This window comes from Vibrio sp. B7 (assembly GCF_963888765.1).
Classification (GTDB): domain Bacteria; phylum Pseudomonadota; class Gammaproteobacteria; order Enterobacterales; family Vibrionaceae; genus Vibrio; species Vibrio anguillarum.
Genome location: NZ_CAWPKR010000036.1, coordinates 277,001 through 289,339 on the forward strand (window position 1 = coordinate 277,001; position 12,339 = coordinate 289,339).

The following is a 12,339-nucleotide window of genomic DNA, read 5'->3' on the forward strand; positions in this document are numbered from 1 at the left end:
TATTATTAGTTAATAATGTTATATAGTTTTTAATCTAAACCATTAATGAAAATAAAACTTGTTTAAAGCGATTAAGACCTACTTTTGGGCTATTTTAGTTCTAATACCTATTCAAACCTATGCCGATTCGTTGCCAGAACGCATCGACCTTTTTGCGTCGCTTTTTGATTATAGTACCGCTGATGTAAGTTATGATATCCGTACTTTGCAGGTTGATTATCCAACTCGCTTATTGACTCCCGAATCAATGTTACCGCAAACTGCTGAATACCCTTTAAAAGATCTACAGTTGTTATACAAATTATCTCAAAGCTGTACAGGTAAGTTGCCGCTGAGCCCACTCATAACAGAGCCATTAGTCTTCACGAGAGCTATCTGTAAAGGATCCCCATTACCGTCGAAATGGTTTGCGAGAAGCGCTTTGATTCACCCAGGAGGTGGGACATATGCGGCTCGTTATGTGAAAAAATACCCTGAGAAATTTGTAGAGTTACAGCAATATATGCACATACGAGAGCGCACCAAAGCAAGTATGGATTCTTTGCTTGGCCGCATCCAAAACATGAATGAAGATACGATCTTAGCACTTATATCAGGTGCAACCATGTTTGTAGAGAACAACGATCTTTGGCTGAGAAAAGGGGATATTTATTACGTTTTTAACGAAGACGTATGGTTAGACAACGCGAGTAAAGCAGGACTCAGCTATAGCATGGCCTCGGAAAATTCGACCTGTTTTATTCAAAGAGGCAACATTTGTTGGAATGTTGAAGATCATTCCAACGTGTTACGGATAAGTATGGTAATTCTTGTCCTAGCTAACATAATACTTGTATTAGGCTGGTCCCTTTATCGTTGGAATTCAAAACGACAGGAAATGAAAAGTCGTATGTTGGTGCTGCAGATTCTTACTCACGAGCTCAGAACACCCATTGCAAGTCTATCGCTAACCGTTGAAGGATTTCGGCGCGAATTTGAAAGGTTACCATCAACTGTTTACGATGAGTTTAGACGACTATGCGAAGATTCCAGACGTTTACGGCAACTAGCCGAAGCCAGTAAGGATTATTTACAGTCAGAGAGCAGGCCGCTTGCAACAGACTGGGTACCTTCCGTTGAAGAATGGTTACAATACAAAGTGGAAGAAGAGTTTCGCGAAAGCATAGATCTTGTTATAAACAAAGATATTGCAGCTAAACTGAATGTTTATTGGCTTGGGACATGCATCGATAACTTAATTAGAAACGCAGTAAAATACGGTGTTGCTCCAGTTACGTTAGAGGTAACAACTAAACAAAATTCAATCACGATCAAAGTTACAGATCAAGGTCTGTTAAATCATCGAGATTGGAGAAATTTGCGTAAACCTTTCGTCAGCAAAAGTGGCTTAGGTTTAGGTTTGACTATTGTAGAATCAATGGTAGGTCGGATGGGTGGTAAGATGACACTCGCAGGACCGCCAACCACATTTATATTGGAGATCCCCTGTGAAACAGACATTGCTTCTCGTTGAAGATGATAAAAACCTTGCCGATGGCTTATTAGTAAGCCTTGAACAAGCAGGGTATGACTGTTTACATGCAGAAACTATTGCAGATGTTAAACAGCATTGGGACAGTGCAGACTTAGTCATCCTCGATCGCCAATTACCCGATGGCGATTCTGTTCAGCATTTGCCAGAATGGCGTAAAATAAAAGAGTTGCCAGTAATTCTTTTAACCGCACTTGTTACGGTCAAAGACAAAGTGGCTGGATTGGACGCGGGGGCAAATGATTACTTAACCAAGCCTTTTGCCGAGGCTGAATTATTTGCACGAATTCGAGCCCAGCTTCGTTCACCAGAATCAGAAGGGCAGGATGACACGAAAGTGGTTACACCCAATCTTGTTATTGATAAAGCCACAAGAGAAGTTTTTTTTAAAGAAGATTCAATTACCTTAACGCGTACTGAATTTGACTTACTCTTATTTTTAGCAAGCAATCTCGGGAGAGTGTTTACGCGTGACGAATTGCTTGATCATGTATGGGGTTATAACCACTTTCCAACGACAAGAACCGTAGATACCCACGTGTTGCAATTGCGCCAAAAACTTCCAGGCTTAGAGATTGAAACCTTGCGCGGTGTTGGATACAAGATGAAAGCGTGATGCAGAAATCTCGTTTACTATTGGTAGGCATAGCATTTGTGACTATTCCTACCAAAGCACAAAATGTTGAGTGGTTTGATCAAATCACACCGCTTACCCAAGCGCATCAGAATCTTTTAAATAATAATTTAGAAGCAATGTTTAACTCACTTGTCGAAGTGTGGCAGCTTGAACATAACAAAAACATTCAGAGCCATCTCAATGAATTATTATTACAATCATTAACCGTTGATTGCGGTAAAAGTTTAGACAAAAAACCACTCCCTGAATGGCTTAAATCAATCACCATTAATAGGCAAGAGATCCAGAGCCCAGGAAGAGATGCATTTCATGTTGATATAGAAGTGGACGCTGAGAAACCACTTGCTGATATTAGGCTGGCGCAGTGGGTCGATAAAAGTTTATCAACCGATAGTGTATTAACGACCACTTCGAGTGACAGCGTCACTGGAAAGACACATTACTTAAAGCGTTATAATCTCAATAGTAAAATTACAATGGGTTTATACCGTCTTGATATAACAGCCAAAGATCAGCAATCTTGGAGCGCATGGATTGTGCTTGGTGAACCCAAAGCAAAGCAAATTGTACGTTGGGCTTCGAAAGATCAATGGCAAATTGAAAAAAAAGCGCTACTCAATCCATATTGTCCTTTACCTGAACTCAATGTATCGCTGTATGATTACATCGATGGAAAATACTCTGAAATATGGAGTCAACGATACGAGTCTGAGTATCCTAATGAACTTGAAATCACTAATTTGGCTGCAGACCGTTATGTATTAGCGGTATCAATGACTCAACAGCGTTGGCAAGGGCCGATTATCATTGAGCAATCTCAAGTAATCAGTAAAACCTACGATGTTTCAGTAGATGAATAATTAAAGATAATAGACAATGTGCCGTTATAGACATAAAGGAAACGACACGTTTATAACATTATGAAAAATTTCATTAAAATACTCCCACTTGCAGTCGTACTTACACCATCTTTCAGCTTCGCAGCCAATTATGCAATAGAGGCACGAGGGGATGCGATGGGTGGTGTAGGGGTTGTATCTGCGAACTTTCTCACGGCTCCATTTTATAACCCTGCACTTGTGGCTATTTATCGTCGTAACGATGACGTAGGTATGATCGTTCCGAGTTTCGGGATTTCTTATAATGATGAAGACCACATGGTCGATGATTTAGACAGCATTTCAAGCTTCATAGAAAAAAAAGATTACACAAATACTGAACAGCTGCAGAAAAGTTTAGATAATTTACAAAATGATAAACTAAAAGCCGAAATTGGCGGTGTTGTCGCCTTTGCCATTCCTAACCAATTTATAGCGGCTAATTTATTCGCCAAAGCCTATACCGAAACGTTTGTCACTCCTGATATTTACAGCGGCGAAAATACTGCATCATTAACTCCTGAGCTACAAACTGTCGAAAACGCAGAGCTCAGCGCAGTGAACGCTGTTTCCGTTGGGGTAACAGAAGTGGGTTTCTCGCTAGCCAAGTACCAAACATTTTTAGGCCAACATATTGCCTTTGGTGTAACACCTAAACTTCAACGCATCTACACCTATGTATATTCAGCAAGCGTAACCGATTACGATATCAAAGATGCACGAGATAATGGCCAAGGTGAAACCATGTTCAACCTTGATGCCGGCGCATTGTGGTTTTATGGGCCTTTAAGAGTTGGATTTTCCGCAACCAATTTAGTCAAGAGAGACATTCAAACTCAATCTTACACTAAGAGTCTTAAGAGCCAATTCGGTAAAACACGAGACATCAATATTGGCTACGCATACCAAATGAGGCCACTTTATACAGTAGGCGTAGGCATTGTTGCAGACTATGCCACATTAAGCGTGGATTATGATCTTAATGAAGAAGAGCGCTACACTAATTTTAACGACAATACACAGATGATTCGAGTAGGTGGTGAAATCGATATCATGCGTCAGTTAAAATTAAGAGCAGGATATAAGAAGAACTTAGCATACGATAATGTTGATGGAACAATCACAGCAGGGGTAGGGATCTCACCTCTCAATCTCTTCCAACTGGACATTGGAGCTAGCTATACAAACGATAATGCGATGGGAGCTTACATAAATTTCCTTGCTAGTTATTAACTCGATCTCTATAGTCAGGCTCCTAATCAACCGGAGCCTTTTTAAATGTTTGATGATATTCCAACTTTATCTCACCAAGAACAGCAAGAAGCTGTTGAGAAAATTCAACAACTAATGGCTCAAGGTATCAGTACCGCAGAAGCCATAAAAATCGTTGCATCCCAAATTAGAGCAGAAAAATCTGCAGATAAAACGAATTAATTCTCAACCTAACTATTTCCATTGCATAAGAGCGTTCACTCACTAGTGGACGCTTTTTATACCCTTATTATCTCGACTTTAAATCATTACAAACCAGAAACGAATTCATTGCACATATCGAATTCGATCGAACAGAAAAGGATAATTTTCAATAAAAACAACAAGATATGGTAGGATAAAAAACTGTACGAATATCACGAATCGACCTAGTGTAATTTTATTACATGTCACTGCGTTCATCTCGAATAAGTGCTGATCGTGTTAGGGTAAACAAAATGCACTATAACAGAATGGAATTGCCGACAGGGCAGCTTGTAACACCCCAAGAAATTTTAGCCGGTATAGCGTTGTTAGAAATTGAGGCGGTCAACGATGTGAAAACACTATCTAAGCGGCTTAAATTCGCGCGAGCAATCAGCAAAATAAAGGCATAAATTAGCCCCGTAAGGGGCTTTTATCTTTCATTTAGTCGATTTGCTCATTAAATAAAAAGGTAAAATCAACAATGCGATAGAGAGGCCGTAAAAAATAGGAAGTAAAGAAACACTTATACCAGCCTGAAGAATAACGCTATCACCCATGGCATCTGAAAAAGTTCGTATAAGCCCGATAACCGCACCCAAGATCCCGCTCAAAATTAAAGAATAAAAAGCGCAATGAATTGCAGCAGTTTTAGATTCAAACCAACCAACAGCACAAGCTAGAAGACTAGGGATAGCCACAATTAAAAAGCTACTCAAATCTATAAATTGCAATACATCACCAAGAGACGCTATTTCATTTATTATAAGAAAAGTACTAACTACATATAAAATTTTTATAAATTTACTAATCATATTTACCACCAAAAACCGTACATAAGACTGTCAGGGTTACGTGGTAGACGCAGCATAGAATCTCTATCTTGCATGTAACGCCTTACAAAGTTTCGTTGTTTAGCACCTGCTGATGGTAGATCACTGATTGCAGCAATTAACCGCTGGACTTGAGGATCGCTAATTGGCTTTCCACTCTCCAACGCCTCATGAAGCTCAGGAACAAGCACTTTATACAATTTATTAGCAGCATTTCTCTCGGACACACGACCATAGATTTGCTCTATAGCACTCGTGATTAACGATGATGACATAACATTCTAAGCAACAAAGTTCATAACAAGTGATTATCATAAAAGAAATCTAACAAAGAATGCCCAAAGAAAAACACAATATTGAACCAAGATTACCACAGGAAATTATGTTAAATCGCTAGGTTTCCCCCCTAAAACATCCCTCAGACGCTCATTCGTATACAGCTAAAACTCATTATTACCTCAGAGTTAGCGCTTTATTACAATGGTTCCCGTTTCCACCACGCGAGACTCCTTCGACGCCAGAACTTTTGCCGTGTGTTTTTCTTGTGAGAAAAGTGATTTAGCTGATGTCATAGGTTGGCTGATACAAGGGGCATGCTCTTGCTTCTGATAATGAATTTCCCAATTTCGAATTTGAGTGTTGTAACGCATAAAAGCAAAGCCTGTAATATTCTTAATAGTGGTGCTACCTTTTTGGTAAAAACCATAATCACGAAAACTCATATAATTAATCAATCCTTTACCGTGGTTCTCCACGTCATTGTATTGCTTATCTTCTTTGCCACCTTCCACATGGTAAACTCTGATTACTTCATCTCCCCAGTCATCCACAACAAAAGAGCAACCGCTAAAGTTTGGTGTGAAAACATATAAATGGTCGCGATGAGGATCGGGGTGTTTGGGTATATTGAGATATTTGCCTTGCGCGACCCAGTAGGCCATCTCTGATGTATTTTTATCGGGCTGTTCACCTGAGAATGTGTCGATGACTTGGATAGTACCTACTGTTCCATGAGTGTATTTGTACTGCATGCCACTAAAAACAAGTTCACCACTCTCTCTTACTTCCTTTTGAGTCTCAGGGCTGAGTGATGAGATCTGAAGAGCGACGACGTCAGTGCTAACAGGCTGATTAGCAAAGCTGGAATCAAGTAGATCAGATGGCAATACGCGTTTTCCTATCGCATCGTTCATTCCCATTCTTGATGCTGGCATAGGTGACAAAATTGCATCAGGAAACTCTCGTTCTTCACCCACATAAATATGGTTATTTTGTTTTTCCACTTTACGGTCAGCGACTATCTTCTTTCTATGCTCAGCGTATCGAGCCTCACTAGCTTGAATTTCTTGCCAGCTTTTTTTTCGCTCCTGAAGTCGTTCTTTACCCTGTCTTTCAATTTTTTCTCCGGGGCTCTCTTTTGTTATTACGGGTTCCTTAATAACTTGCTTTACTGGCATTAAAGAGCTTGTAGGCGCAAAATTGCTAGCAGTAGCGCGATCTAATGCTGCCTTTGATGCAGCGGATTCCCTAGCCATCTCACAACTCGCACAAGGACACTCTAGCGGGTTAGGATGCATCACGGGACACTTATGAGGTTTAGAAGGGTCAAAAATATCGGCTAAGTTCATATCACAATCCATTCGCTTTATCTGAATATACGCATAGTACTATTACAAAGAAAACATGTGCGCAATATATGCGCTTAAGTTAAACGGAACTGATGTCACCATAAAAATCATCTTTATTTGTTTTGTTGCGTATTGCTACAAAAGAATAATGAAAAAACACCGCTAAGCCTGATAGTTAGGTGGAAAGTACCCCCGTAGTACCCCCGTAGTACAAGACGGGGGTTCTCGTTCGCTCTCGCTCCTCCTCCTCAGTCCTCGTCGTCGTGCACGCTCTCTCACGAGCAAAGATCCTAATTCTCAATAAATGATCCTGTATGAAAGAGGCAAGGGCATTGCTCGACACTCGCAAAGCCCAAACGCTGAACGTCCATAGGGTTGCAGTGGCATAAAGCCCCACTGATGCGGAGAGGCTCTGCGAGGGGATGTTCTAGCAGGATGAAGGGTGGCAGCATGTCGATAAGCATGGGCAGTTAGAAACCGCGCCGATTGAATCTAGAGAACCACTAACCCTAGTCGGGCGGCTTGGTGCATCGTTCGCGCACGCGCACTCTTATCCCTACGGGGTTGGTATGTCATTTTTTGACATACTCGCGCAAATCGGTATGTCATTTATCGCTTGGCAGTAAAAAGGCCGCTAAGCGGCCTCTTAAAAAATAGAGTTGAGTTTGACTTCAGCGCGTTCAGGAACTGGCGCATCCAGTGCGCGCGGTTTGCAAAATACGTTTAGATTCATGTTGTCTTTTGTCAGCTTGAGCAAGCAATCGTCATAGTGAGCGTATTTGATATCGTTGGCCGCGAGAAACGTATCATCAAAATAATACGTTCCGTCTGGTGTTTTGGCCTCAAGCGTAATAAAGAACTTGAAACCATTTGGCCCTTTTTTTGTGGTATGGCCCGTGTAGTACAAGTTTTGAATATCATACAAGCCAAGCATCGAACGTAAACCATCTAAACGCCCAGAACCAGATGGACCACCGGAACCACTAGCAGCCGTATTGCTATTCCCACCATCAGATACAGAAGAATTAGACGAAGAATCCGCCTTATTGCTGACACTGGACGATTGAGAAACGCTAGATTGAGTCGAGTCCGCTTGCGCGTCCTGAATCTCCGAAGAAGAACCAAAAACCAGACGGGATAAACCATACGTTAAGTATCCTATGCCTAAAATGATAATTAGAAAAACCGCAATGAGTGCCGGATTTTTCGCTAACACATTGAGAGCGCCAGAAGCACGAGCAATACCCGTCGCTGTTGACTTGTAGAGCAAGAACGCATCAAGCGGTATTTTTTTCTTGGTAAGATTAGGGTCTTTGCCCTTTGGTATCACTGGCGTTGATGTGTTTTTAGCGTTTTTAGCGTGCTTATAGATGTAAGGCTTGCGTTTTGCCCAAAAGAATTGGTCACGGCCTTTATGGAAAAAACATTGCTCAGCCGGTGCGCGGATTGCTGAATCAATTTGACCCCAATCAGGCGATAACAACTCAATATCCCAGTTATATTTTCTATGACGCTGGAAACCCTCATTAAAAGAAAATGGGTAGATTATGCGGCCTTGGTCGTCATATTCTGCTCGACCTCGGTCGTCAGTCTCAGACGGGTCTAAATTAGTCATATCAGCAGGCGTATAGCGAGAGTAAAAAAACGATTCGTAATCCTTGGGAAGTTTTGGCAAGAATTCAGACAAAGGACGATAAAATACTTTATCCATCCTGAACCCAATGTTTTTAGAGAAGATGTCCTGACACTCATCAATAACAATCAGCGCCCCAAGAGGACACCAACAAAAAAAGTGTTGCCAGAGTTCAATCCCTTCCGCGTCCCTTGAGAAGATACGAATAAGGCGAGTAGTAGACGGGAACTCTATATCAAGACGCTTCTGAATAGCATCAAGTGGCTGCATCCCTTCAATGTTAGTAACGACAACACGCCCCGCCTTTAATGCCTCAAAAATAACAAAGTAAGCAGCATAAGCGGACTTATAAGAGCCATTAGCACCCGTTCTAATCGTGATAGCCATCGTTAAAACCTCGACACTGAAATAACAAACGCAGTGGTAAAGCCTGTAAATATGATATTTATCGCTTGCGGTATTTTAAATAAGAAAGCATAAAAGCGTAATTCATCAGGCAGAGCATTAAACGTTAATATGATGATTTGAGTGAAGCCAATATCATTTAATAAATATGATGCTGTTTTATAAGCAAAGACCAAAGAATAAACCATCCATTTCAACTTCAACTTAATATAATAAGCATTAATAAAAATGGTTAGTTGTTCGAAGTAATCTGGAATATTTAAAAAGAAATCAATGATAGTCTGAAAGAAATCACCGATTTACTGAACGATTAATAATAATGATTCCATTATTTACGACTCCCTAGAATTGCTTTGACTGCAATAACTGATGCAATAAACAAGATTACAGCAGCAATTAAATTAGCTTGGTCAATAAAAGCAGGCAATACGCCGGACTTTAAATTTAATTGTTTTCCGTTGGGTAATACAAAGTCTAATGAATGCTCTTTATATTGACCGCTGTTTAATTGGGATACATCAAAGCTAAATATCTTTTTAAACTCATCAATTTGTTGCTCATATTGCTGTTTTAACTCTTCAGTATCAGCAAGAACGGACTCAAGCAAATCAGGCTTATAAAGGCCAACAGTATCAAAATCGACTTTTCCTTTGAACTCACGACTAACATAAGAGCCAGTGGAGAGCGCATCGTTAAGGCTGTCAATACCTTGACCCAGCGAGTTTAAACCACCTTTAAGCTCGCCAGTTTGATTATTAAGTGCATTAATTACACCAGAATTATCGCCGCCACCAGAGCCGGAACCCATATTAGAATCAATGTTTTCAAGCGTCATCATAATATTATCAAGATATTGATTAGATGTTAACACCGCATCTTTAGTAAGACGGGTATTCATATTGGTCATATCAATGGATAATTTTTGATTTAACAGCGCCCTATGTGTTCTCTCTGTATTTCCTTTTATATTGGAAATATCAAATGAGTAATCATTACCAGAGCCGCCGCCATTATTAATATTATTAAGTGTGTTTAAAATGGAATACAAAGGCTCTGAATAATTAGGAGTTGGCTTATTAGCCATATTTGACAGTATATTTCTTTGACCGCGCGAAACATCAATTAAGTCAGCAAGTAAAGGTGAAATTATATGAGTGGATTTAGCCACCTCAGCATTCATATAAGCACCAATTCGTAAAGCCTTTGCTAATTGTGCGGATGATGAATCAAGACCGGAGATAACACCGGGCATAACTGCAAGTTGACCATCTATAACGTGATTATAATGCGGGTCCGTAGGGTCGGGGTCAGGATTAGAACCGCCGTTGTCAGTGCAATTACCGTTAGCGTCACAGGTGCCATTGGTGTCATCAGAGCCCGTACAGGCATCACCAGTTGTCACAAAATAGCCCGTACAATATTGAAGTTTATCAGAACACGTCCAAGTATTTTGCCCCTCGATACCCTCAGAGGCTCGACAGCCATCAACACAAGCGGAAGCAATACGAGCAGTGCCAAGTGGCCATTTCAAAGACGGAGTATTTCCAATTGGGCAAACAGCAGCATGAGACGCAACAGAGGTTAGGAACGCGAGCAGTAAGAAGAGAATGAAAAGAGCGGTATTGATTGCGCTACGCATGTAACCCCCCAGAAGTAAGAAAAAACGCCCCCAATCAGGAGGCGTTGATACCAGTGTAGAGCCCGTAAACGAACGCCCCACCAGTTGAAAGAGCAATAAGAACAGTGATGACGTCCGAAACGAGTTCTAACATGTTATTTCATTGCACCTACAATCATGCGCAGACCAAAGCCAACCGCAGCCATTGTAATTAAGCCAACAACAACAAGGCTGTAGTTTGACTGGCCAGAAGTAACAGCCGCTTCGATAGACTCTGGAACAGTAACAGCGAATGAACTTGCAGAAGCTACCGCAGCAGTAACACCAGTTGTGATAGTTGCAGCGTGTTTTTTCATGACGTTGATAAATTTCATAGTATTTACTCTCTTTACTAAGTTAATGATTAACCTCGACCGAGGCCTTTTAAAACACGATCCAAAACATGACCAGAGACGAAAGCTAATAATAAATAACCGCTAACGTCAGCGTATAATTGAGGGTCGATAGTTAACGAACCTAGCGAACTGCTTTGTAATTGTTCCAACTCACTAGGCGTTAATATGACGTAAGTACAATTAAACTCTTGTGGGGCAAGCATTAAATAGCCGTTGTATTGTATTACGCAGTTAGACATTATTTAATTAAACCACACGCTTTAAAGTGGGCTTTAATCTCTTCATCCACTGGAATTAATTTCGTAACGATAGAGCCCGAAAGAGGGTCATCCATATTTAAGCCTAAATCCACTTCATACTCACGGCGTGGAACGAGAGCACCAACACGCTCAAGCTCAAGCGCATAGTTAAAGTCAATGATTAGCGGCTGGTCATACTTGGAGACTTCACCCGATTCACCAACAGTACGACGAGTCATTTTAAACTTGTCGTTATCAATATTAAGCGGCTTTAGAGGACGCGAAATATTAAGTTGTGCGAATTCGCCTTTAAAATCGTTTTTGAAAAATGAAATACCCAATACAAAAATAGATGGACGAGACATAGTAATTTACTCCAAAGCATTAATTAATTTTCGGTGCATAGAGGGATACAATAAAACCGTATCGTCCCTAACCAGGGTGGTGACAACTTTTTCAAAGTCGCCTTGATAAAGTTCAAGTAAAGAATTAACCAAGCGGCCATATTGTCGCTTAGCCCAATAAGACGCAGCTAATACATCACAAGCAACGCGCTTTCTAGATTTAGTTTTTGTTATTACAGGCTCAACGGTATTTGAGAGTAAAGAGGCGGCATAAGCATTTAATGCAACAAAGCCCCCGACAGGATTTAATAATATATCCGTGTCCCATTTTTTTAATTCAACCTCAGAGCGATACCACGAAAAATCCTCAGCCGTAATATTACGCTCTAATTTCTTGTTATATACGCGCCAATATACGAGCGACTGACGAGAGCCAAAATTACGCTCTTCACGAGAAAATATTTTATTGCCGCTCTCGTCCCAATCACACTCATCGCCATTGGATATTTTAGGACTGAAACCACGAGAACGCTTAAAGCCACCGAGACGCGAAACGTTTTCCGCAGCCTCACAAGTATGTAAACCGTCGTAATCATCAAAGGCTAAATCAATACGCGAGAGTTGCTTACAACATAAAACCGTTGAAATCCAATGATGCAAGAAACGACAAGAGCGATTAGCAAACAGATGCTTGCAGCCGTGGCCTGTAATCTGAAAATGCACAGTATCGCGATTTCCGCCGA

General features: G+C 40.8%; 14 protein-coding genes. 5 read left to right on the forward strand and 9 right to left on the reverse strand.

The genetic code is table 11. The features are described from left to right. The first annotated feature begins 58 nt into the window (after positions 1–58). From vxrA to AACV32_RS13700, 5 genes are read left to right on the forward strand one after another with little or no spacing between them, the layout of a single operon-like run. The gene (gene vxrA / locus AACV32_RS13680; RefSeq protein WP_170895283.1) at positions 59–1,513 is read left to right on the forward strand and encodes a sensor histidine kinase VxrA; all 1,455 of its coding nucleotides are present in this window, start codon (positions 59–61) and stop codon (positions 1,511–1,513) included. After that, the gene (gene vxrB, locus AACV32_RS13685; protein WP_013867797.1) at positions 1,488–2,147 is read left to right on the forward strand and encodes a response regulator transcription factor VxrB; all 660 of its coding nucleotides are present in this window, start codon (positions 1,488–1,490) and stop codon (positions 2,145–2,147) included. The genes vxrA and vxrB overlap by 26 nt, the downstream gene beginning before the upstream one ends. Further along, entirely contained in the window at positions 2,144–3,028 is an 885-nt protein-coding gene (locus tag AACV32_RS13690) for a DUF2861 family protein (protein WP_013867796.1), read from the forward strand. Before vxrB ends, AACV32_RS13690 begins: the two co-directional genes overlap by 4 nt. A 60-nt stretch (positions 3,029–3,088) precedes the next feature. Beyond that, complete coding sequence (locus AACV32_RS13695; protein WP_013867795.1) at positions 3,089–4,279, forward strand: conjugal transfer protein TraF; 1,191 nt, start codon at positions 3,089–3,091, stop codon at positions 4,277–4,279. 45 nt (positions 4,280–4,324) lie between these two features. Further along, complete coding sequence (locus AACV32_RS13700; protein WP_013867794.1) at positions 4,325–4,480, forward strand: YoaH family protein; 156 nt, start codon at positions 4,325–4,327, stop codon at positions 4,478–4,480. Positions 4,481–4,941: 461 nt separating this feature from the next. Here AACV32_RS13700 and AACV32_RS13705 read toward each other — a convergent pair whose 3' ends face one another. The 9 genes from AACV32_RS13705 to AACV32_RS13745 all read right to left on the reverse strand — a co-directional run. Then, on the reverse strand, positions 4,942–5,316 hold the full coding sequence (locus tag AACV32_RS13705) for a MotA/TolQ/ExbB proton channel family protein (RefSeq protein WP_017049554.1): 375 nt from the start codon (positions 5,314–5,316) through the stop codon (positions 4,942–4,944). Between the two features lie 482 nt (positions 5,317–5,798). Continuing rightward, on the reverse strand, positions 5,799–6,962 hold the full coding sequence (locus AACV32_RS13710) for a cytotoxin (protein WP_170895284.1): 1,164 nt from the start codon (positions 6,960–6,962) through the stop codon (positions 5,799–5,801). A 646-nt stretch (positions 6,963–7,608) separates the two neighbouring features. Next, positions 7,609–8,982: a zonular occludens toxin domain-containing protein gene (locus AACV32_RS13715; RefSeq protein WP_170895285.1), complete on the reverse strand. Its 1,374-nt coding sequence runs from the start codon at positions 8,980–8,982 to the stop codon at positions 7,609–7,611. A 2-nt stretch (positions 8,983–8,984) separates the two neighbouring features. Further along, positions 8,985–9,188, reverse strand: coding sequence for a DUF2523 family protein (locus tag AACV32_RS13720; protein ID WP_017049550.1), 204 nt, complete (start codon positions 9,186–9,188; stop codon positions 8,985–8,987). A gap of 140 nt (positions 9,189–9,328) precedes the next feature. Continuing rightward, the gene (locus AACV32_RS13725; protein ID WP_170895286.1) at positions 9,329–10,639 is read right to left on the reverse strand and encodes a hypothetical protein; all 1,311 of its coding nucleotides are present in this window, start codon (positions 10,637–10,639) and stop codon (positions 9,329–9,331) included. 134 nt (positions 10,640–10,773) lie between these two features. Continuing rightward, entirely contained in the window at positions 10,774–10,992 is a 219-nt protein-coding gene (locus AACV32_RS13730; protein ID WP_017041960.1) for a hypothetical protein, read from the reverse strand. 29 nt (positions 10,993–11,021) lie between these two features. Then, positions 11,022–11,252 (reverse strand): hypothetical protein, encoded by a 231-nt coding sequence (locus tag AACV32_RS13735; protein ID WP_026028490.1) that lies wholly within the window; start codon positions 11,250–11,252, stop codon positions 11,022–11,024. Continuing rightward, positions 11,252–11,617, reverse strand: coding sequence for a DUF1293 family protein (locus AACV32_RS13740; RefSeq protein ID WP_088728848.1), 366 nt, complete (start codon positions 11,615–11,617; stop codon positions 11,252–11,254). Before AACV32_RS13740 ends, AACV32_RS13735 begins: the two co-directional genes overlap by 1 nt. 6 nt (positions 11,618–11,623) lie before the next feature. Beyond that, positions 11,624–12,339: replication initiation factor domain-containing protein (locus AACV32_RS13745; RefSeq protein WP_170895287.1), on the reverse strand; the 716-nt coding region annotated here is incomplete at its 5' end.

What these genes read in the sequence shown, in the direction of transcription:
- AACV32_RS13695 (WP_013867795.1), top strand. Translation starts at nt 3,089, where the DNA reads ATGAAAAATTTCATTAAAATACTCCCACTTGCAGTCGTACTTACACCA.
- AACV32_RS13700 (WP_013867794.1), top strand. Translation starts at nt 4,325, where the DNA reads ATGTTTGATGATATTCCAACTTTATCTCACCAAGAACAGCAAGAAGCT.
- AACV32_RS13705 (WP_017049554.1), bottom strand. Translation starts at nt 5,316, where the DNA reads ATGATTAGTAAATTTATAAAAATTTTATATGTAGTTAGTACTTTTCTT.
- AACV32_RS13710 (WP_170895284.1), bottom strand. Translation starts at nt 6,962, where the DNA reads ATGAACTTAGCCGATATTTTTGACCCTTCTAAACCTCATAAGTGTCCC.
- AACV32_RS13715 (WP_170895285.1), bottom strand. Translation starts at nt 8,982, where the DNA reads ATGGCTATCACGATTAGAACGGGTGCTAATGGCTCTTATAAGTCCGCT.
- AACV32_RS13720 (WP_017049550.1), bottom strand. Translation starts at nt 9,188, where the DNA reads ATGGTTTATTCTTTGGTCTTTGCTTATAAAACAGCATCATATTTATTA.
- AACV32_RS13725 (WP_170895286.1), bottom strand. Translation starts at nt 10,639, where the DNA reads ATGCGTAGCGCAATCAATACCGCTCTTTTCATTCTCTTCTTACTGCTC.
- AACV32_RS13730 (WP_017041960.1), bottom strand. Translation starts at nt 10,992, where the DNA reads ATGAAATTTATCAACGTCATGAAAAAACACGCTGCAACTATCACAACT.
- AACV32_RS13735 (WP_026028490.1), bottom strand. Translation starts at nt 11,252, where the DNA reads ATGTCTAACTGCGTAATACAATACAACGGCTATTTAATGCTTGCCCCA.
- AACV32_RS13740 (WP_088728848.1), bottom strand. Translation starts at nt 11,617, where the DNA reads ATGTCTCGTCCATCTATTTTTGTATTGGGTATTTCATTTTTCAAAAAC.